Annotated in this window: 18 protein-coding genes; 9 read left to right on the plus strand and 9 right to left on the minus strand. The window is 74.1% G+C overall.

Annotated elements, in window-relative coordinates:
- Positions 1 to 6: 6 nt before the first annotated feature.
- From cseB to ACPXCS_RS06820, 4 genes are all read right to left on the minus strand, one after another.
- Complete coding sequence (cseB, locus tag ACPXCS_RS06805; RefSeq protein WP_425943529.1) at positions 7 to 708, minus strand: two-component system response regulator CseB; 702 nt, start codon at positions 706 to 708, stop codon at positions 7 to 9.
- 128 nt (positions 709 to 836) lie between these two features.
- Positions 837 to 1493, minus strand: a complete 657-nt coding sequence (locus ACPXCS_RS06810) for a hypothetical protein (protein WP_425943527.1) — start codon at positions 1491 to 1493, stop codon at positions 837 to 839.
- Positions 1481 to 2020 carry a SigE family RNA polymerase sigma factor gene (locus ACPXCS_RS06815; protein WP_425943525.1) on the minus strand — a complete coding sequence of 180 codons (540 nt, stop codon included), beginning with the start codon at positions 2018 to 2020 and terminating at the stop codon, positions 1481 to 1483. Before ACPXCS_RS06815 ends, ACPXCS_RS06810 begins: the two co-directional genes overlap by 13 nt.
- A 285-nt stretch (positions 2021 to 2305) precedes the next feature.
- The gene (locus ACPXCS_RS06820) at positions 2306 to 3250 is read right to left on the minus strand and encodes an A/G-specific adenine glycosylase (RefSeq protein WP_425943523.1); all 945 of its coding nucleotides are present in this window, start codon (positions 3248 to 3250) and stop codon (positions 2306 to 2308) included.
- Positions 3251 to 3369: 119 nt separating this feature from the next.
- Here ACPXCS_RS06820 and ACPXCS_RS06825 point away from each other — a divergent pair, with 119 nt between their 5' ends.
- Both ACPXCS_RS06825 and ACPXCS_RS06830 read left to right on the plus strand, forming a co-directional pair.
- Positions 3370 to 4959, plus strand: a complete 1590-nt coding sequence (locus ACPXCS_RS06825) for a sensor histidine kinase (protein WP_425943521.1) — start codon at positions 3370 to 3372, stop codon at positions 4957 to 4959.
- Positions 4956 to 5612 (plus strand): response regulator, encoded by a 657-nt coding sequence (locus tag ACPXCS_RS06830; RefSeq protein ID WP_425943519.1) that lies wholly within the window; start codon positions 4956 to 4958, stop codon positions 5610 to 5612. The genes ACPXCS_RS06825 and ACPXCS_RS06830 overlap by 4 nt, the downstream gene beginning before the upstream one ends.
- Before the next feature lie 8 nt (positions 5613 to 5620).
- Here ACPXCS_RS06830 and ACPXCS_RS06835 read toward each other — a convergent pair whose 3' ends face one another.
- The gene (locus tag ACPXCS_RS06835; RefSeq protein WP_425943517.1) at positions 5621 to 6265 is read right to left on the minus strand and encodes a phosphatase PAP2 family protein; all 645 of its coding nucleotides are present in this window, start codon (positions 6263 to 6265) and stop codon (positions 5621 to 5623) included.
- 175 nt (positions 6266 to 6440) lie between these two features.
- Between ACPXCS_RS06835 and ACPXCS_RS06840 the strand changes: the two genes are divergently transcribed.
- A complete protein-coding gene (locus ACPXCS_RS06840) occupies positions 6441 to 7310 on the plus strand; it encodes a hypothetical protein (protein ID WP_425943515.1) in 870 nt (289 codons plus the stop codon).
- A gap of 79 nt (positions 7311 to 7389) precedes the next feature.
- On the opposite strand, the gene disA is transcribed toward ACPXCS_RS06840, so the two are convergent.
- Positions 7390 to 8514, minus strand: coding sequence for a DNA integrity scanning diadenylate cyclase DisA (gene disA, locus ACPXCS_RS06845; RefSeq protein ID WP_311689073.1), 1125 nt, complete (start codon positions 8512 to 8514; stop codon positions 7390 to 7392).
- 80 nt (positions 8515 to 8594) lie between these two features.
- Entirely contained in the window at positions 8595 to 10004 is a 1410-nt protein-coding gene (gene radA, locus ACPXCS_RS06850) for a DNA repair protein RadA (RefSeq protein WP_425943513.1), read from the minus strand.
- A 186-nt stretch (positions 10005 to 10190) separates the two neighbouring features.
- Between radA and ACPXCS_RS06855 the strand changes: the two genes are divergently transcribed.
- Positions 10191 to 11909 carry a BACON domain-containing protein gene (locus ACPXCS_RS06855; protein WP_425943511.1) on the plus strand — a complete coding sequence of 573 codons (1719 nt, stop codon included), beginning with the start codon at positions 10191 to 10193 and terminating at the stop codon, positions 11907 to 11909.
- 11 nt (positions 11910 to 11920) lie between these two features.
- Here the strand turns inward: ACPXCS_RS06855 and ACPXCS_RS06860 are convergent, their stop codons facing one another.
- The gene (locus tag ACPXCS_RS06860) at positions 11921 to 12721 is read right to left on the minus strand and encodes a hypothetical protein (RefSeq protein ID WP_425943509.1); all 801 of its coding nucleotides are present in this window, start codon (positions 12719 to 12721) and stop codon (positions 11921 to 11923) included.
- A 71-nt stretch (positions 12722 to 12792) separates the two neighbouring features.
- On the opposite strand from ACPXCS_RS06860, the gene ACPXCS_RS06865 reads away from it, so the two are divergent.
- The 4 genes from ACPXCS_RS06865 (at position 12793) to ilvD (ending at position 17261) form a co-directional block, all read left to right on the plus strand.
- Positions 12793 to 13725 carry a Ppx/GppA family phosphatase gene (locus ACPXCS_RS06865; protein ID WP_425943507.1) on the plus strand — a complete coding sequence of 311 codons (933 nt, stop codon included), beginning with the start codon at positions 12793 to 12795 and terminating at the stop codon, positions 13723 to 13725.
- 95 nt (positions 13726 to 13820) lie between these two features.
- Positions 13821 to 14645 carry a sugar phosphate isomerase/epimerase family protein gene (locus tag ACPXCS_RS06870; protein WP_425943505.1) on the plus strand — a complete coding sequence of 275 codons (825 nt, stop codon included), beginning with the start codon at positions 13821 to 13823 and terminating at the stop codon, positions 14643 to 14645.
- Positions 14642 to 15268 (plus strand): TetR family transcriptional regulator, encoded by a 627-nt coding sequence (locus ACPXCS_RS06875; protein ID WP_425943503.1) that lies wholly within the window; start codon positions 14642 to 14644, stop codon positions 15266 to 15268. Before ACPXCS_RS06870 ends, ACPXCS_RS06875 begins: the two co-directional genes overlap by 4 nt.
- Before the next feature lie 139 nt (positions 15269 to 15407).
- Entirely contained in the window at positions 15408 to 17261 is a 1854-nt protein-coding gene (gene ilvD, locus ACPXCS_RS06880) for a dihydroxy-acid dehydratase (RefSeq protein WP_425943501.1), read from the plus strand.
- A 348-nt stretch (positions 17262 to 17609) separates the two neighbouring features.
- On the opposite strand, the gene ACPXCS_RS06885 is transcribed toward ilvD, so the two are convergent.
- Positions 17610 to 19778: a serine/threonine-protein kinase gene (locus ACPXCS_RS06885; RefSeq protein ID WP_425943499.1), complete on the minus strand. Its 2169-nt coding sequence runs from the start codon at positions 19776 to 19778 to the stop codon at positions 17610 to 17612.
- Between the two features lie 182 nt (positions 19779 to 19960).
- Between ACPXCS_RS06885 and ACPXCS_RS06890 the strand changes: the two genes are divergently transcribed.
- Positions 19961 to 20302: an SH3 domain-containing protein gene (locus ACPXCS_RS06890; RefSeq protein ID WP_425943497.1), complete on the plus strand. Its 342-nt coding sequence runs from the start codon at positions 19961 to 19963 to the stop codon at positions 20300 to 20302.
- Positions 20303 to 20577 lie beyond the last annotated feature (275 nt).

Genomic DNA, 20577 nt, shown 5'->3' on the forward strand with positions numbered 1-20577 from the left:
CCCCGCTCAGGCCTTCAACTTGTAGCCGAAACCCCGGACCGTCTCGATCCGGTCCTGGCCGATCTTCTGCCGCAGCCGCTGCACGTGCACGTCGACGACCCGGGTGTCCCCGCCCCAGCCGTAGTCCCACACCCGCTCCAGCAGCTTGTCGCGGGAGAGCACCGTGCCCGGCGCCGAGGAGAACTCCAGCAGCAGCCGCATCTCGGTCGGGGTCAGCGCCACCGGCTGCCCGGCCCGGCGGACCTCCATGCCCTCGGTGTCGACCTCCAGGTCCCCGAAGGCCAGCACCCCGCCGTCGGCCGGGGCGGCCGGCTCCTCGCCCCGGCCCCCGCCCGCGTGCCCGAACCGCCGCAGGACCGCGCGGATCCGGGCGACCAGCACGGCACCGTCGAAGGGCTTGGTGACGTAGTCGTCGGCGCCCGCCTCCAGGCCCAGCACCACGTCGATGGAGTCGGCCCGGGCCGACAGCATGATCACCGGCACGGTGGACTCGTCCCGGATGCGGCGGCACAGGCTGACCCCGTCCAGACCGGGGACCATCACGTCCAGCAACGCGATGTCGGGGCGGTCCGCCCGGAACGCCTCCAGGCCCGACAGCCCGTCGGGCATGGCGGTGACCACGAAGCCGTCCCGTTCCAGGGCGAGCTGCGTGGCCTCGCGGATGACGTCGTCGTCCTCGACGAACAGGACGTGGGTCTGGTCTGCCATCCCGGTGCTCTCTGTCCTTTGTGGTCCGTGGGGTGCGTTCTCTTCGCTGGGACGCGAGGAACGGGCGCCGCGTTCACCGAGTGATCGGTCCGAGACGCCCGAACGGTTCACGCGGCCTTCCGGCGGCGTCAGCTCGCGGGCACCGGCGACGCGCTGTCGCCGACGACCTTCCCGTAGTCGTTGTGCGTGCGGTACTCCTCGTCGAACCGGCCGGACGACCACCGGTACGTGATCACGTTCTCCCCGGAGGGACTCGACACCGGGTCGCCCTTCTCGTACACCTGCTTGGTCACCACGAGGTCGCCGCGGTCGATCTCGGCGTAGACCGGGGGCTCCTCGGCCTTGAACACATTCTGGTACGAGCCGTCCCGCTCGCGGTAGACGTAACTGCCCACACCCACCGCGTCACCGCAGGTCAGCACATTGACGACGACGTCGTCGGCCGAGCCGCCGGTGAGGTTGCCGTAGGAGACGTCCACGGGGTACTCGTCGGCCACGCACGGCTTCAGCTCCCGTTTGACCTCCGGCGCGACCTCCGGGTCGTCCTTGACGAGAGCGACCGCGTTCACGGCCTCGGGCGTCTTCGACGGCGCCGCGGTCGGCGTGGCGGCCGCCGCCCCGGCCACCGAGTCGGCGTGCGCCGGGCCCTCGTCGCGGGCGCCGGTGCCGCCCGCGGCGCACGAGGACGCGAAAAGGGCGAGGGCGGCGAACACGGCCAGTGCCGTGATCACCGCCTGGACACCGCCCCGGTTCCCCGCGGAACCCTCGCCGGTCAGGCCGCGCACCGCTCCCGCTCCTCACGCTCCAGCGCGCGTGCGTCGAGATCGCGGGACTCCAGCTCCTCGCGGAGCCGGGCGAGCGCCCGGTGCAGCGTGCTCTTGACCGTTCCGGCCGACATGCCGAGGGCGGCGGCCGTCTCCTCCGTGGACATCTGCTCCCAGTGTCGCAGCACCACGACACTGCGCTGCTTGGGGGCGAGCACCTTCAGCACGTCCATCAGCAGGGCGCGGTCCGCGTGCTGCTCGGTGGAGTCGTCGACCGAGCAGTCCGGGAGCTGCTCGGTGGGGACCTCCTCCAGCTTGCGGGCCCGCCACCACTCCGTCCGCGTGTTGATCATCACCCGGCGCAGGTAGGCGTCGGCCAGCCGCTTGTCCTCGATGGTCTCCCAGCGGCCGTAGGTGCGCACCAGCGCCGTCTGCAGCAGGTCCTGAGCGTCCGTCGGGTCCGGGACCAGGCGGCGGGCGCTGCGCAGCAACGCGTCCTGCCGGGTGCGGACGTACTCCTCGAACTCGAGCACCTCGCCCTGCGCCATGGTGAACCGCCTCCCGTTTCCCCGTTCCGGGCCGGCTCCCCGCCGCCCGTGCACTGCCTGTGGTCCTCAGCCGTCCCGGGTCCTTCCGGGAACGCATCCGAACCTACGGAGGCGTTGTCACGGCGCTGTCCGAAGCAGCCTGCGGCCAGCGCTCGGCTGTCCGTCGGTTGTGTAACGGATGTCGGAACGGGGTAAAACGCTGGGCCAGTTGGGAGGGTTATGGGGCGATTTGTCCACCAGGGAAGCGCGGTGGCGGCAGGACGGCGTCTGTGACGTCCCTGTGCGTCAGGCCAGCGGCAGCCGGTACAGCCCGCCCGCCATCGGCTCCACCAGACCGTCGGCGACGAGCCCGTCCAGGGCGCGGGCCCGCTGCACCGGCTCGTGCCACACCCGGTCCAGGGCCGCCTGCGGCACCGGTCCGTGCGCGTCCCGCAGCACGGCCAGCAGCCGGCCGCGCACCTGCCGGTCGGTGCCCGCGTAGGTCTGGCCGCGCCGCGGCGGGCCGTCGTGCGCCGGCTTGCCCGCCAGCCGCCACGCGCACTGCGCGGCGATCGGGCAGCGGTGGCACGACTCGCTCTTCGCCGTGCACACCAGCGCGCCCAGCTCCATGGAGGCGGCGGCCCAGCGGGCCGCGGTCGGCTCGTCGTCGGGCAGCAGCGCGCGGGCCAGCCTGCGCTCGGCGGCGGTGGTGGCGTTCGGCGGGTACTGCACGCCGGTGACCGCCCGGGCGAGGACCCGGCGCACGTTGGTGTCCAGCACCGGGTGCCGCTGCCCGTAGGCGAAGGAGGCGACGGCCGCGGCCGTGTACTCGCCGATACCGGGCAGCGCCAGCAGCTGGGCGTGGTCGGCCGGTACGTCGCCGCCGTGCCGTTCCGTTATCGCGACGGCGGCGCCGTGCAGCCGCAGCGCGCGGCGCGGGTAGCCGAGCCGGCCCCAGGCGCGGACGGCCTCACCGGGCGCCTCCCGGGCCAGGTCGGCCGGGCGCGGCCAGCGGGCCAGCCACTGCTCGTAGACGGGCAGCACGCGGCTCACCGGCGTCTGCTGGAGCATGAACTCACTGACCATCACGCCCCACGCCCCGGCCTCGGGGCGCCGCCAGGGCAGGTCGCGGGCGTTCTCGTCGAACCAGTCGATGACGGGGGAGTGCAGGTCCCGGCCGGGCGAACCGGAAGCGGGGGCGGCGGGGGTCTCGGCGGGGGCGGGGTGCGAGGGCTTCGTGGGAGCAGTCATGACCTTCCGATGGTGCCACGCACAGGTGCCGTCGCGGGCACACCGCCACCGCCGGGGCAGCCCGGTACCTGACGATCGGCAGCAGTGCCGCCCGGTCCGCCGCTTGTAGCGTCGGCGGCATGGAACGTCCTCGCCCGGCCTCCGTCGCCCGGGGCGCCCTGCTCTGGGCCGCCCTCGCCCTGCCCGCGCTCGGCGCGGACCGGCTCGGGCTGAACGAGCCGCGGCCGCCGTGGCAGCAGGCCGCCGGCGTGGCCGCGCTGGCCGTCGCGACCGCGTCGGCACGCCGTGCGCCCCTGGCCGCCTTCGCGCTCGCGGCCGGTGTGAGCCTGGCCGCCGCCCCCGCCCTGTTCACCGTCTCCTACGGCCCCGCCCTCGGCGTGTTCGCGCTGCTGCTCGGGCTGCGGGCGGCCCGGGCGCGTCCCGCCGTGCTGTGCTTCACGGCCCTCGGCTGCGCCGGCACCGCGCGTATCGCGCTCCTCGGTGCCGACCCGGTCCCCGAGTGGCTCGTCATGACGGGCACGCTGCTCTTCGGCTGCGTCTTCCCCTGGCTCGGCGGGCGCTACTGGCGCCAGAGCCGGGAGCTGGCCGAGGCGGGCTGGCTGCGGGCCGCCCGGCTGGAGGACGAGCAGCGCCACGCCGAGGAACGCGCCCGGCTGCGCGAACGGGCCCGCATCGCCCAGGACATGCACGACTCCCTCGGCCACGAGCTGAGCCTGATCGCCCTGCGCGCGGGCGCCCTCCAGGTCGCGCCCGGCCTCGGCGCGGCGCACCGCGGCGCGGCGGCCGACCTGCGCGCGGCCGCCGCCGACGCCACGGACCGGCTGCACCGCATCATCGGCGTCCTGCGCGAGGACGACGAGCCCGTGCCGCTCGCCCCGGCCGGCGAGAGCATCGAGCAACTCGTCGCGCGCGCCGAGGAGTCGGGGCTGGACGTGCGCTGGGAGCCCGCCGGCCCTGAGCCGGGCCCGGAGCCCGGTTCGGTCGCCGAGCGGCTGCTGCACCGCGTGGTCCGGGAGGCCCTGACCAACGCGGCACGGCACGCGCCGGGCGCACCCGTGGTCGTGTCGGCGTCGGGGCGGGCCGCGGGCACCTCCGTCACCGTCACCAACGGCCCCGCCACCGAGGCCGGTTGCCGTCCGTCCGGGGGCGGTACGGGACTGCTCGGGCTGCGCGCCGCCGTCGGGGCGGCGGGCGGGGAGTTCGAGGCGGGCCCGCACGAGGACGGCTTCCGGGTCCGGGCGTACGTCCCCCGGCAGCAGCCCGCCGCCGTGCCCCCGGGCCCCGCCACGGCCCCGCGTCCCGCCACCGCCCCGTTCGCGCACGCCCGCCACCGCTTCGCCGTCGGCCTGGGCACCGCCGCCGGCGCGGGCGCCGTCGTGGTCGGCGCGGCCTTCGGCTGGTACGCCTACGCCGAGACCCACTCGGTCCTGGACCCCGCCGCGTACGCGCGCCTGCGGACGGGCGCCCCGGCGGCCGACGTCGCGCGGGTGCTGCCCGGGCGCGAGGTGCACGACCCGCCCTCGGAACGGGCCCCCGCGCCGCCCGCCGGAGCCGACTGCCGCTACTACCGCGCCAGCGGCGAACTCTTCGTCTCCGTCGACCACTTCAGACTGTGCTTCGAGGGCGGCCGGCTGGTCGCCAAGGACGTCGTCCCGCGCGTCGGCCCGGCCGGCGAAGGACGCGAGGAGATCGAGGAGTTCGCACGGTGATCCGCGTACTGCTGGCCGACGACGAGGCGATGGTGCGGGCCGGGGTGCGCGCCATCCTGGGCAGCGACGACGGCACGGAGGTCGTCGCCGAGGCGGGCGACGGACGCGAGGCGGTCGAACTGGCCCGCGCCCACCGCCCGGACGTGGCGCTGCTCGACATCCGCATGCCGCGCCTGGACGGCCTCGGAGCGGCGGAGGAGATCGTACGGACCGTGCCCGGCACGGCCGTCGCCATGCTCACCACCTTCTCCGAGGGCGCCTACGTCTCGCGCGCCCTGGGCGGCGGCGCCACCGGGTTCCTGCTGAAGTCCGGTGACCCGTACGAACTCATCGCGGGGGTACGGGCGGTGGCGGCGGGTGCGGCGTTCCTGTCGCCGAAGGTGGCCCGGTACGTCATCGACGAGGGCCTCGGCGGTGGCCGGCTCACCCGTGCCGCCGGGGCCCGCGCGCGGGTGGCGGGCTTGAGCCCCCGCGAACGCGAGGTGCTCGGCCTGCTCGGCGCGGGCCTGTCCAACCCGGAGATCGCCGCCCGGCTCCACCTCGTCGAGGGCACCGTCAAGGCCTACGTGAGCGCGGTCCTCGACCGGCTGGAGGTCCGCAACCGCGTGCAGGCGGCCGTCGTGGCGTACGAGGCGGGCCTGGTGGAGCCGTAGGCCCCGGCTCACCGGCCGGCGGGCGTTCCGTACGACCGTGCGGCCACCGGGCGGCCCGGGCCCACGACCCAGCGCACCCAGGGAGCCGGCGAGCCGCGCAGCGCGCCGCTGAGCCGTGTCATGGGGCCCGCGCCCAGCCGGACGGCGGCCACGGCGACGAGTGCGCCCAGCGCCAGCCCCGCGAGGACGTCGTGCGGATAGTGCACGCCGACGAAGACCCGGGAGAAGGCCATCAGCAGGGCGAGCGGGGCGGTCAGCCACAGCAGCGCGCGCCGCACCAGGGCCAGGGCGGCGGCCGATCCGCCTGCGATCGTCGCGTGGTTGGAGGGGAACGACCAGTCGCCGTGCGGCGGGCACGCCACCAGGGACGCGGCGGCACCGGCGACCGCGCGGCACGGACGCTCCTGGGCCACAACGGACTTGAGCACCTCACTGCACCCGTACGCGGCGGCCGTGGCCAGAGGTGCAAGGACCGCGATCGCGAACGCCCGTGGGTCGTCACGGCGGGCGCGCCACCACAGGGCGGCGAACAGCGCGACGAAGACCAGCAGTCCGGCCTCCGTCCACAGTCCGGCCCCCTGCCGTACCCACATCGGGGTGTCGCGGGCGAAGTCGGTGATGTCGCGGTAGAGCGCGGTGTCGGCGAAGGTCATGGTCACGGACGGTAGGCGGTGGCCCGAAACCGTCACACCCTGCGATCGTCGGGTCCCGCACCTGACGAAAGACAGGGGTGAGGTGACGTTTTTCCGGGATGATGATCCGGAAAAGTTGTGCCCCGAGCGGCGGGTGGGACAAGCGAACGCGCCGTTCTCTCGTAAGGTTTGCGCCGTGGGATCTCTGCGCAATCCGGTCGGGCCGCTTCCCTCCTCCATCTACTGGCGTCGGAGGGTCGTACTCGTGTCCGTGGTCGCCCTGTTGGCGCTGCTGATCACCTGGATCGTGACCATGGGCGGCGGGGGCGGCAAGGACGGCGGCAACGGCGCCAACGGCAAGAATCCCGCGCCCTCCATCACGCCCGGCCCGTCGAGTTCGGGTCCGGCCATCAGCCAAGCCCCCGGTGGCCGCGACGAGTCGGGCGGGAGCGGCTCGGGCGGCTCGTCGTCCGGGTCCGGGGACGGCTCCGGCGACGGTTCGGGCGGCGGTTCCGGTGACGGCGCGGGCGGCGGCTCGGGCGACGGGTCCGGCGACGGCGGCTCCGGCGGATCCGCCGGGCCGGGCGGTGCCGGCGGCTCCGGGGGCGGCAGCACGGTGGGCGGCGTCGGCGCGGGCGACACGCTCCCGGCCGGTTCCACCCTGCCCAACTGCACCGCGAGCGTGGTCAAGTTCAGCCTGCGCAGCCGGCACAACTCCTACGACCCCGAGCAGACACCCACGTTCCTGCTGACCGCGCGGAACATCTCCGGCAGCGACTGCAAGATCGACCTCGGGCCGAAGAACGCGGTGTTCACCGTGACCCCGGCGAGCAGCGACGACGACTACTGGTCCTCGAAGGACTGCCCCAAGGCGGCCGCCCGCCAGGTGTACCGGGTACCGGCCGGCAGCGACATCACCTACATGGTGAAGTGGGACCGCAAGCCCAGCGCGCCCGAGTGCGCCACGCCCCCGGCGGGCTCGGCCGGGACGGGCACCTACCTGGTGGAGGCCAAGGCCCCGGGCTTCGCCAAGGTGCAGACGTCGTTCGTGCTGTCCGCCGACTGAAGCGCGACGGCCGTGAGCGGCTGAGGGCGGTACCCGGCACCGGGTACCGCCCTCAGCCGCTCACGGCCGGTGGAAGCGATCAGACGTACCGCTCCAGGATCGACGACTCCGCCAGCCGCGACAGCCCTTCCCGCACGCTGCGCGCCCGGGCCTCGCCCACGCCGTCCACCGTCTGCAGGTCGTCCACGCTCGCGGCGAGCAGCTTCTGCAGGCCGCCGAAGTGCTCCACCAGGCGGTCGATGATCGCGCCGGGCAGCCGCGGCACCTTGGCGAGGAGCCGGAAGCCGCGCGGGGACACCGCCGAGTCCAGCGTCTCGGGCGATCCCGTGTAGCCCAACGCGCGGGCCACCGTGGGAAGTTCGAGCAGCTCGGCGTGGCTGAGCGCGTCGAGTTCGGCGAGGGCCTCGTCGACCGTGCGGGACCGCTTGGCCGTGGGCTCGGGGACGTAGTCCCGCACGACCAGCTCGCGCTCCGGCTCGACACCCGCGATCAGCTCGTCCAGCTGGAGGGCGAGCAGCCGGCCGTCCGTGCCGAGCTCCACCACGTACTCGGCGATCTCCGTGGCGATGCGGCGGACCATCTCCAGGCGCTGCGCGACCGCCGAGACGTCCCGGACGGTCACCAGGTCCTCGATCTCCAGCGCCGACAGCGTGCCCGCGACCTCGTCGAGACGGAGCTTGTAGCGCTCCAGGGTCGCGAGGGCCTGGTTGGCGCGGGACAGGATCGCCGCCGAGTCCTCCAGGACGCGGCGCTGGCCGTCCACGTACAGGGCGATCAGGCGCATGGACTGCGAGACCGACACGACCGGGAAGCCGACCTGCTTGCTGACGCGGTCCGCCGTGCGGTGCCGGGTGCCCGTCTCCTCCGTGGGGATCGTCGGGTCCGGGACCAGCTGCACGCCCGCGCGCAGGATCTTCGACAGGTCGGAGGACAGCACGATGCCGCCGTCCAGCTTGCACAGCTCGCGCAGCCGGGTCGCGGTGAACTCCACGTCCAGCACGAAGCCGCCGCTGCACAGCGCCTCGACCGTCTTGTCGGAGCCGAGCACGATGAGACCGCCGGTGTTGCCGCGGAGCACCCGCTCCAGGCCGTCGCGGAGGGCGGTTCCGGGTGCCACGGCGCTCAAAGAGGCGCGCATCAGGCCATCGGTACCGGCACTCCCGCCGGACTTTCCGGGAGCTGATGCCCGGTCGTTGGCTGCCACTGCACTCCTCCGGTCGCAGGTTCTGGGCGCCCCCGTGTCGCGCGCTCGGTTCGCACGGACGGGCGAGACCAGGGCAAAGTCTACCGGCGACCCTCCTCGTCCCGTGGGGCCTCTCTGCGACGGGAGCGGGGGAGGACCCGCAGGGCGTCCCCTATGTCCGCGACTTCCAGGACCTTCATGCCCGCCGGGATCTTCCCCGGATCGCCCGGTACCAGGGCGTGCGTGAAGCCCAGGCGGTGGGCTTCGGCCAGGCGGCGCTGCACGCCCGTGACCCGTCTCACCTCGCCCGCGAGGCCCACTTCGCCGATCGCGACCAGGTTCTTGGGGAGAGGTGTGTCACTCGCCGCGCTCGCCAGGGCGAGGGCGACCGCCAGATCCGCCGCGGGCTCCGAGAGCTTCACCCCGCCGACCGTCGCGGAGTAGATGTCCCTTTTGCCCAAGGCGCTGATCCGGCCCCGCTGTTCCAGCACCGCGAGCATCATCGAGACGCGGGAGGTCTCCAGGCCCGAGGTGGTGCGGCGCGGGGAGGGGATCTGGGAGTCGACCGTGAGCGCCTGGACCTCGGCGACCAGGGGGCGGCGGCCCTCCAGGGTGACGGTCAGGCAGGTGCCCGGGACCGGTTCGGCCCGACGTGTCAGGAAAAGTCCGCTCGGGTCGGCGAGGCCCGTGATGCCCTCGTCGTGCAGTTCGAAGCAGCCGACCTCGTCGGTGGTGCCGTAGCGGTTCTTGACGCCGCGTACGAGCCGCAGGCGGGCGTGCCGGTCGCCCTCGAAGGACAGGACGACGTCCACCAGGTGCTCCAGCAGGCGCGGGCCCGCGATCGCGCCGTCCTTCGTGACGTGGCCCACCAGGAGCGTGGACATGCCGCGTTCCTTGGAGGCCCGGATCAGGGCCCCGGCGACCTCGCGGACCTGGGCCATGCCGCCGGGGGCGCCGTCGATCTCCGGGGAGGCCACCGTCTGCACCGAGTCCAGGATCAGCAGCGACGGCTTCACGGCGTCCAAATGGCCCAGCACCGCCGCCAGATCCGTCTCCGCCGCCAGGTACAGGTGGTCCTCGATGGCGCCGATGCGGTCGGCGCGCAGCCGGACCTGGCTCGCCGACTCCTCGCCCGTCACGTACAGCGTGCGGTGCTCGTCGCTCGCCGACTTGGCCGCCACGTCCAGCAGCAGCGTCGACTTGCCGACGCCGGGCTCGCCCGCGACCAGCACCACCGCGCCCGGGACCAGCCCGCCGCCGAGCACGCGGTCCAGCTCGGGCACGCCCGTGGTGCGGGCGGCGGCCTGACGGCCGTCCACCTGGCCGATGGGCAGCGCGGAGGTGGTGACCCGGCCGGGCGCCGTCGTACGGACCGCGGGCGTGCCGTACTCCTCGATCGTCCCCCAGGCCTGGCACTCGGGGCAGCGGCCGAGCCACTTCGCCGTCTGCCAGCCGCACTCCGTGCAGCGGTAGGACGGGCGGTCCTTGGTGGATTTCGTACGGGCAGCCATGGACCGAACCGTAACCGCCGCCACTGACAACGCGGGCACCGGTCGGCCGCGCCACCCGTGCGCCACCCCCCGCCCGGGGCCCGGCCCGGCGGGAGGGGTCCCCGATTGAGGGATCGTTTCACCCGTACGGATTAAATGTGCTCAAGCCGTCGGAAGGTGCCCCTTCCGGCCGCCTACGGTCGCCGAATGATGAGCAGTTCTCCGGAGATCTCGACCCGCTCGACCCGCACGGCCGGCGCGCATCGGGCGCACCGGGAAGCGCGTGACCGCGCGGCGGCGCGCACGCTGGCGCAGCGGCCGCCCGCGCGCTACGAGCCGTACCTGGACGGCCTGTTCACCTACTGCCTGTCCGTGCTGTGCGACCACGACGCCGCGACCGCCGCCCTGGGCGACGTCCTCGCCCTCGCCGAACGGCGCGGCCGGTACGTGCCCGACGCGCCCGCCGACCGCAGGGCCTGGCTCTACGCGCTGGCCCGTTGGGCGTGCCTGCGCAAGCTGGCCGAGGCCAAGCAGAAACGTCAGAGCAGCCACGCGGCGGGCCGCGCCGTACGGCAGCGCACCGACCGGCCGGACGCCCCGGGCCCCTCCGAGGAGGAGCGCGAGCGGCGCCGCCGCGAACTGGCCCTGCTGGCCTGGCCGGAGGCGGCCGGCACCACACCGGAGCAGCGCGAGGCGCTCGAACTGGCCGTGCGCCACCACCTGGCCGTCCACGAGGTCGCCGCCGTCCTCGGCATGGAGGCCACCGCCGCCCGGGACCTGCTCGCCTCCGCCGCCTGCGAGGTGGAACGCACGCGTGCGGCCCTCGCCGTCGTCGAGACCGGGGCGTGCCCGAGCGTGGCCCACCTCGTCGGCGACGACCGGCTGGTGCTCGGCACGGCCCTGCGCCGCGAACTCGTCCGGCACGTCGACGACTGTCCGCGCTGCCGCCGCGCCGCCGAGCGCGCCATCCCGGGCCGCTGGCCCGGCACCAGCGTCACCCCGGACGAACTGCCCGTCCTGCCGGCGCCCCGCGCGGCCCTGCACGTCGCGATGGCCCACCACCCGCGCGCGCGAAGCGCCGCGCCCCGCTTCGACCGGCGCGGCTTCCCGATGGATCCCAAGGACCACGCCGCCCGCCGGGACCGGCTGCGCGCGCGTGCCGTGACCACGACCGTCGTCGCCACCGTCGTCGCCGCCCCCGTGCTCGCGCTGTGGGCCGCCTACCGGGGCACCCCGATCGGCGAGGGACAGGACGGCCGCTCGGCCTCCGCGCGCGAGGCGGACGACCCCTTCGCCCTGGACGGCGAGATGACGGGCGGCGGCTACGAGAACACCGGCAACGCCGGCACCCGCCCCGGCCCCCGGTTCGGCAAGGACGGCAAGGCCGACGTCTCCGTCGAGGTCATCGGCGTCGCCGGCGCCGGCCGTGAGGCCGCCCTGGACGTCACGGCGGACAACAGCGGCGACACCACCCTGATCACCCTCACCGCCACCGGTCCGGCCCCGGTCCGCTGGTCCGCCACCACAGGAGCCGCCTGGCTCTACCTCAGCCGGTCCTCGGGAACGCTCGGCCCCGGCGAGTCGTTGACGATCAAGGTGTACGTCGACCACCTGCGGGAGCCCGCCGGCCCCTGGCACGCGCAGGTCGCGGTCGCCCCCGTCGGGGCGGTCGTCCACATCGAGGGCCACGGCAGCGTGCCCGGCCCCTCCGGCCCCGGCCCGCGCCCCAGCACCCCGGCCGAGCCGCCCCGGCCCGATCCGACGCCCACGACCTCCGCCCCGGACCCGGACCCGACGCCGACCACCCCGCCCCCGTCGCCCGACCCGGACCCCACGCCCACCCCGAGCGACCCGGAGCCGACCGACCCGACGGGCTCGACGCCCCCGCCCTCGGACAGCGGGGACCCGAGCCCGGTCGTGTCGTAGGAACCGGCCGCTCAGACCGCCGGGTCGGCCGGGTGCGGGGCGAGGAGCGGCAGTTGCGAGGCCAGGCGCTCCTCGCACAGCTCGACCAGCCGGTCGTAGCCGGCCTTGCCCATCAGCTCGATCAGCTCGGGCCGGTAGGAGACGTAGACGGGCTCGCCCGCGCCGTGCGCCGAGGTCGCCGAGGTGCACCACCAGTGCAGGTCGTGCCCGCCCGGGCCCCAGCCGCGGCGGTCGTACTCACCGATCGACACCTGCAGCACACGGGTGTCGTCGGGCCGGTCGATCCACTCGTACGTCCGGCGCACCGGAAGCTGCCAGCACACGTCCGGCTTGGTCTCCAGCGGCTCGCGGCCCTCCTTGAGGGCGAGGATGTGCAGCGAGCAGCCCATGCCGCCGGGGAAGCCCGGCCGGTTCTGGAAGATGCAGGAGCCCTGGAAGGGCCGGGTCTGCCGGTCGCCGTCCTCGTCCTCGGAGACCCAGCCGTTCCGTGTGCCCTCGGCGTGGTGCTGCCAGATGTCCGGCGTGAGCCTGGCCACATGCCCGGCGACGCGCTTCTCGTCGTCCTCGTCGGAGAAGTGGGCACCCAACGTGCAGCACCCGTCGTCCGCGCGGCCGGCCTGGATGCCCTGGCAGCCGCTGCCGAAGATGCAGTTCCAGCGAGAGGTCAGCCATGTCAGATCGCAGCGGAACACCTGCTCGTCGTCCGCCGGATCAGGGAACTCCACCCACGCGCGGGCGAAGTCGAGGCCCTGCTCGTCGGATACCGCGACGCCCGGTGATTTGTCGCGCTTGGCCTTTTTCGTCTTTGGCACGCCTCCAGGGTACGGGCCGGGTCCCCGCACCGAGGACCGCGGAGGGCCGGGCGGGCAGTAGCGTGCCCTACATGAGACTCGGTGTCCTGGACGTGGGTTCGAACACGGTGCATCTGCTGGTGGTGGACGCGCACCCCGGCGCGTGCCCGCTGCCCGCGCACTCGCACAAGGCGGAACTGCGCCTGGCCCAGCTCCTCGACGACGACGGCGCGATCGGCCCGGCCGGCGTGGACCGGCTGGTCTCGGTCGTCCACGGGGCGCTCCAGGCCGCCGAGGACAAGGGCGTCGAGGAGATGCTCCCGTTCGCCACCTCCGCCGTGCGCGAGGCCCGCAACGCCGACGAGGTCCTCGCGCGCGTGCGCGCCGAGACCGGCGTCGAGCTCCAGGTCCTCACCGGCGAGGAGGAGGCGCGCCTGACCTTCCTCGCGGCCCGCCGCTGGTTCGGCTGGTCGGCCGGGAAACTGCTGGTCCTCGACATCGGCGGCGGCTCCCTGGAGATCGCCTACGGCATGGACGAGGAGCCCGACGCGGCCGCCTCCCTGCCCCTGGGCGCCGGGCGCCTCACCGCCGGCTGGCTGCCCGGCGACCCGCCCGCCCCGGACGACGTCCGCGCCCTGCGCCGCCACGTGCGCACCGAGATCGCCCGCACGGTCGGCGAGTTCAGCCGCCTCGGCGCCCCCGACCACGTCGTCGCCACCTCCAAGACCTTCAAGCAGCTGGCCCGCATGGCCGGCGCCGCCCGCTCCGCCGACGGCCCGTACGTCCAGCGCGAACTCAAGCGGGAGTCCGTGGAGAGCTGGGTCCCGAAGCTGTCCGGCATGACCGAGCGGGAACGGGCCGAACTGCCCGGGGTCTCGGAGGGCAGGGCGGGCCAGCTGCTGGCCGGTGCCCTGGTGGCCGAGGCCGCGATGGACCTGTTCGGCGTGGAGCGCGTGGAGATCTGCCCGTGGGCGCTCAGGGAGGGCGTGATCCTGCGCCGGCTCGACCACATGGAGTCCGCCTAGCCGGTCCGCGCCGCGCGGGCCCACCACGTGGCGATCGCCACAACGGCGAATAGGCACCCCACGACCTGCCCGCCACACCCCGTAATCTGTCCTGCATGGCAGAGCCAGCCGTAAAGATCCCGGACGCGAAGGTCGCCCTCTCGACGGCCTCGGTCTACCCGGAGTCGACGGCCACGGCCTTCGAGATCGCCGCGCGCCTCGGCTACGACGGAGTCGAGGTCATGGTCTGGACCGACCCGGTCAGCCAGGACATCGAGGCCCTGCGCAGACTCAGCGACTACCACCGCATCCCGATCCTGGCCGTGCACGCCCCCTGCCTGCTCATCACGCAGCGCGTGTGGTCCACCGACCCCTGGACCAAGCTGCAGCGGGCCCGGGCGGCGGCCGAGAAGCTGGACGCGAGCACGGTCGTGGTGCACCCCCCGTTCCGCTGGCAGCGCCAGTACGCGAGGGACTTCGTCGCCGGCATCTGGCGCATGGCGAACGAGACGGACGTGCGCTTCGCCGTCGAGAACATGTACCCCTGGCGCTACCGCGACCGCGAGATGCTCGCCTACGCCCCCGACTGGGACGTCACCAAGGACGACTACCGCCACTTCACGATCGACCTCAGCCACACCGCGACGGCCCGCTCCGACGCCCTGGCCATGGTCGACCGCATGGGCGACCGCCTCGGCCACGTCCACCTCGCCGACGGCCGCGGCTCCGCCAAGGACGAGCACCTGGTGCCCGGCCGCGGCACCCAGCCCTGCGCCGAGGTGCTGGAGCGGCTCGCCCTGACCGGCTTCGACGGCCATGTCGTCATCGAGGTCAACACCCGCCGCGCCATGTCCGGCGCGGAGCGCGAGGCCGACCTGGCCGAGGCCCTGGCCTTCACCCGCCTCCACCTGGCCTCGGCGGCGAAGGTGCCGCGCCGATGACCGACCGGCCCCCGGCCGGCACCGGCCCCGCCGCCCGCCGCCGCGGCCGCCCCCCGCGCACGGAGTCGGCCGACACCCGCGACCGCATCCTCACCGCCGCCCGCGACGAGTTCTCCGAGCGCGGCTACGAGAAGACGTCCGTGCGCGGCATCGCCAAGACCGCCGGTGTCGACTCGGCCCTGGTGCACCACTACTTCGGCACCAAGGAACAGGTCTTCGAGGCGGCGATCACCCAGTCGTTCGGACCGGCCCTGCAGGCCCCGAAGGCCATCGAGGAGGGCCCGCTCGACGGTGTGGGGGAGCGGCTGGCCCGCTTCTTCTTCGGCGTCTGGGAGAACCCGGCGACCCGCGCGCCCCTGCTCGCCATCGTCCGCTCCGCCGTCACCAACGAGACCGCGGCCGCCGTCTTCCGCCGGATCGTCGCCACCCAGGTGCTGCGCCGCATCGCCGGCCGGCTGGACCTGCCCGACGCGGAACTGCGGGCCGAGCTGGCCGCCGCGCAGCTCGTGGGCACGGCGGTCCTGCGGTACGTCATCAAGGTCGAGCCGCTGGCCTCGGCGGACCCGGAGCAGATCATCGCCCGGCTGGCCCCGGTCGTACAGGGACACCTGACCGGCCCGTGACCCTTCAGGAGGCGGCCGGGCGAGACAGGTATCCCGTATTCCGGACACTCCGTCCCGCCCACTGGATGACCGGCGTACGCTCGGTAGCAGTCAGAAATCTCCGAATCCTCTGACGCAGTCTCTGAAGGAGCGAGCGACGATGCCCGAGCTGAGGTCCCGCACAGTCACCCACGGCCGCAACATGGCGGGCGCCCGCGCCCTGATGCGCGCCTCCGGTGTACCGGGTGCGGACATCGGCCGCAAGCCGATCATCGCGGTCGCCAACAGCTTCACCGAGTTCGTCCCCGGCCACACGCACCTGGCGCCGGTCGGCCGGATCGTCAGCGAGGCCGTGAGGGAGGCCGGCGGCATCCCGCGCGAGTTCAACACCATCGCCGTGGACGACGGCATCGCCATGGGCCACGGCGGCATGCTCTACTCCCTGCCCTCCCGCGACCTGATCGCGGACAGCGTGGAGTACATGGTCGAGGCCCACTGCGCCGACGCCCTGATCTGCATCTCCAACTGCGACAAGATCACCCCGGGCATGCTCAACGCGGCCCTGCGGCTGAACATCCCCACGGTGTTCGTCTCCGGCGGCCCCATGGAGTCCGGCCGCGCCACCCTCGTCGACGGCACGGTCCGCACGCTCGACCTGGTCGACGCGATCTCCGACGCCGTGAACGACAAGATCTCGGACGAGGACATCCTCCGCATCGAGGAGAACGCCTGCCCGACCTGCGGCTCCTGTTCTGGCATGTTCACCGCCAACTCGATGAACTGCCTGACCGAGGCCATCGGCCTGTCCCTGCCGGGCAACGGCTCGGTCCTCGCCACGCACACGGCCCGCAAACAGCTGTACGTCAACGCGGCGAAGACCGTCATGGACATCACCCGCCGCTACTACGAGCAGGACGACGACACGGTCCTGCCCCGCAGCGTGGCGTCCTTCGCCGCCTTCGAGAACGCCATGGCCCTCGACATCGCCATGGGCGGCTCCACCAACACGATCCTGCACCTGCTGGCCGCCGCCCAGGAGGCGGGCGTCCCCTTCGGCCTCGACGAGATCAACGCGGTCTCACGCCGCGTGCCCTGCCTGGCCAAGGTCGCCCCGAACGTCGCCAAGGACCGCACGTACTACATGGAGGACGTGCACCGCGCCGGCGGCATCCCCGCCCTGCTCGGCGAGCTGCACCGCGCGGGCCTGCTCAACGAGGACGTGCACTCCGTCCACAGTCCCTCCCTCGCCGACTGGCTGAAGACCTGGGACGTGCGCGGCGGCTCCCCGTCCGCCGAGGCCGTCGAGCTGTGGCACGCGGCCCCCGGCTGCGTCCGCTCCGCCGAGGCCTTCTCCCAGTCCGAGCGCTGGGAGGCCCTGGACGAGGACGCCGAGGGCGGCTGCATCCGCTCCGCCGAGCACGCCTACTCCAAGGACGGCGGCCTCGCCGTCCTCAAGGGCAACCTGGCCGTGGACGGCTGCGTCGTGAAGACGGCCGGCGTCGACGAGTCCATCTGGACCTTCGAGGGCCCGGCGGTCGTCTGCGAGTCGCAGGAGGAGGCCGTCCAGAAGATCCTCACCCAGCAGGTGAAGGACGGCGACGTCGTCGTCATCCGCTACGAGGGCCCCAAGGGCGGCCCCGGCATGCAGGAGATGCTCTACCCGACCTCGTACCTGAAGGGCCGCGGCCTGGGGAAGACCTGCGCGCTGGTCACCGACGGCCGCTTCTCCGGCGGCACCTCGGGCCTGTCCATCGGCCATGCCTCGCCCGAGGCGGCGGCGGGCGGCACCATCGCCCTGGTCGAGGACGGCGACCGCATCCGCATCGACATCCCGAACCGCTCGATCGACCTCCTGGTCGACGACGCCGAGCTGGCCCGCCGCGAGCAGGCCCTCGGCGGCCGGTACGCCCCGAAGAACCGCGACCGCAAGGTCTCGGCCGCGCTGCGCGCCTACGCGGCGATGGCGACGAGCGCGGACAAGGGCGCCGTGCGGGACGTCTCCAAGCTCGGCTGACCCCCTGCTCCACACCGAGGGCCGCCTCCGGAAATCGGGGGCGGCTTTCGCTGTCGGTGAGGGCTATCGGTAGGGGCTTCCGCCGCACGAGGGCGGCTGCCGGAGCCGGGGCTGGTCGTCGCCCGGGGGCGGCTTCCCGCAGTCGGGTCGGGGCGGCTTCGCCACCTGGGGCCGCCGCCTCCCGCAGTCGTCGGGGCCGCACCGCCCCCCGCAGCCGGGCGGGGACGCTCACCCACAACCACCCCCCGGAGGGCCGAGGGACCCGCAGTCGGAAGCGGCGCTCAGCCACGACAACACCCACGAAGGGAGGGCCACCCGCAACCGTGCGCGGCCCTCACCCACGACCCCCTACCAGGCCGCGGGATCGTTCCCGTCCACGGCGAAGACCGTGCCGTCCGGGGCACCGGCGTAGACCCGGTCGCCGACGAGCACCGGCTCGGGCAGCGCGGCCGGGACCCGGTCCGACCGGTCGCCCAGCCGGGGGGACGTCTGCCCGGCCAGCTTCCCGCGCCGGGCGTCCACGGCGAGCAGCCGGCCGTCCGGAGCGGTGACGTACACATACCGCTCACCGGCGACCGGCGTGGACCCCCGCACGACCCCCGTCTCCAGCCGCCAGAGCTGCTTCCGCTCCTCCAGACCGACGGCGACCAGTGACCCGCCCGCCGCCATCAGGTGGACGACGTCCCCGCGCACACTGCCCTGGACCTGCTGCAGGGGGACGGGCAGCGGCACGCGCGTGGTCGTACGGCTCCCGGGGCGGTAGCGCACCACGGCCCGCGTGTCCTGCCGTACGGGGTCGCCGGCGGCGAAGACGACCGACCCGTCCATCGAGCCGAGAGGCTGCAACGCCCCCTCCAGCTCGGCGTCCCACCGCACGTCGCCGGTGCGCGGATCCACCGCCGTGACCCGCGTGGCGGCGCCGTCGCCGGACACGGTCGCCGCGTACGCCAGCGGATCACCGGGGAACGAGACGAAGTACGGCACCTCCTGACCCGGGATCCGGTGGCTCCACCGCACCTCGCCCGAGGCGCTCTCCACACCGCTGACCGTGCCGTCGGAGGCGGTGAGCAGCACCATGCCGCCCACGGCCCGCAACCCCCCGGTCGCGGGCAGGTCCTCGTGCCGGACCACCTTGCCCGACGCGGGATCCAGCGCGGCCACCCGCCGTTGCTGCCCGAGCCCGGCCAGCACCAGGCCCCCCGACATCACCGGAGCCCCGCTCGGCGGCCCGCTCGCGGCAGACCCCTCCAGCGGGTACCGCCACAGCGCCCGCCCGTCGGCGGGGTCGAGGGCGAACACCAGCCCGTTCTGCGCACACAGCAACCCGGCCTCCGCCCAGGAGCATTGCGGCGTGCCGTCCCGGTCCGAGGCTTCGGCCTCCCACGACGAGAACGCGGCGGCCGTGGTCCGCGGCGCATCGCCCCCGGGCGTCGGGCTCCCGCCTCCGAGCAGGGACACCGACACCAGCGCCGCGACGGCGACCAGCCCGAACGCACCGGTGAGCACACCGGCCCGCCGGCCGAACCGCCGCTCGGCCGACGCCCCGGACGCCTCCGGCGCCCCGCCGGAACCGCACTCGTCGCCGCGGACCACCGCACCGGACACCCCCGGCCCGGAGACCCCCGGCTCGGACCGCTCCACCCCTCCCTCCCCACGCTGCTGCGGTATGAAGGCCTGCGTGTCGTACGAGGCGGCCACCGAGCGCAGTTCGCGCATCAACTCGTCAGGCGAGGGCCGGTCCTCGGGCTCCTTGGCCAGACACCGCAGCACGAGCGGCGCCAGCTCCTCCGGCACGCCGGTCAGCTCGGGCTCGTCGTGCACCACCTGGTAGGCGACCACGTACGGGCTGTCGGAGTCGAACGGCCCCCGCCCGGTCGCCGCGTGCACCATGACGGACCCCAGGGCGAACACGTCGGCGGCGGGCCCGACTTCCCTCGGCCGCCGGAACTGCTCGGGCGCCATGAAGGGCGGCGTACCGATGAGCTTGCCGGTCTCGGTCCGCAACTCACTGTCCGCGGGCCGCGAGATGCCGAAGTCGATGACCTTCGGCCCGTCCTCGGCGAGCAGCACGTTGCTCGGCTTCAGATCCCGGTGCACGACCCCGACACGGTGGATGTCCCGCAGGGCCTCGGCGAGCCCGGCCATCAGCCGGCGCAACTGCGCAGGCGCCAGCGGCCCGTTCCGCTTCACCTCCTGGGCCAGCGTCGGACCCGGGATGAACAGCGTGGCCATCCAGGGCCGCCCGGCCTCGGGATCGGCATCGACGACCGGCGCGGTGAAGGCCCCGCTGACCCGCCGGGCGGCCCCCACCTCCTGCCGGAAACGTCCTCTGAACTCGGGGTCCTTGGCGAACTCCGCGTGCACGACCTTCACGGCGAGCTTCATCCCGGAGGTGCTGCGGGCCAGATGCACCACACCCATGCCGCCCGAGCCCAGACAGGACTCCAGACGGTAGTGACCGGCGTATTCAGGAAGTTCCGCTTCCGGGCCCGCTCCGGCGTTCCGCTGTGGCGCCATGGGACCACCCCCGTGCTGTTCGTCCGCCCGCGCGACGCACGGAGCCTAGTCGATGACTCGTACGGGACAGAGGAGGCTTGCTAGCCTCCACCGGCAATTTGCGCACAGGTGTTTGAGGCCTTGATTCAAGGGAATCAACGGGACCCCATGGCAGACATGGGGTCAACGGGGGAGGTACAGCAATGTCAGTGGAGCCTGTCGAGATCGAGCGCACCGAGCAGCCCGAGGAGGGGGCCGGAGCGGCCATGCCGCAGGTCAGCACGCTGGCCGCGGCGGTCACGACGTATCCGACCGCACCCGGCGTCAGCCTCAACGTCCGCAGCGGCCCGGGCACGGGCTACCCGATCGTCAAGGTCCTGCCCGCGGGATCCAGGGTCGCCATCAACTGCCAGACACCCGGCACGTGGGTGACGGGCCCGTACGGCACGACCAACATCTGGGACAACATCGCCAGCGGCCAGTACGTCTCGGACGCCTATGTGAACACGGGCAGCGACGGATACATCCGCCCCCGCTGCTCCTGACCCGCACGGGGTGTTGTGGCCCGCCCCCACTGCGGGCCACGACGCCGTGCAGGGTTGCCGGGCGGCAGCAGACACGACCCGCACCCGCCGACGCACGGAAGGGGCCGTGCCGGGGGGTGTCCGCCCGCAGCGGTTGGCGCGTCGACGAACAGTGAGTCGGTACGCAACCCCATCGCGCCGTTCCGAGGACGGACACCCCCCCGCGCGGCCCCCCCCCCCCCCCCCCCCCCGGCGCCCCCCCCCCCCCCCCCCCCCCCCCCCCCCCCCCCCCCCCC

It is taken from the genome of Streptomyces sp. DT190 (assembly GCF_049846985.1).
Taxonomy (GTDB): domain Bacteria; phylum Actinomycetota; class Actinomycetes; order Streptomycetales; family Streptomycetaceae; genus Streptomyces.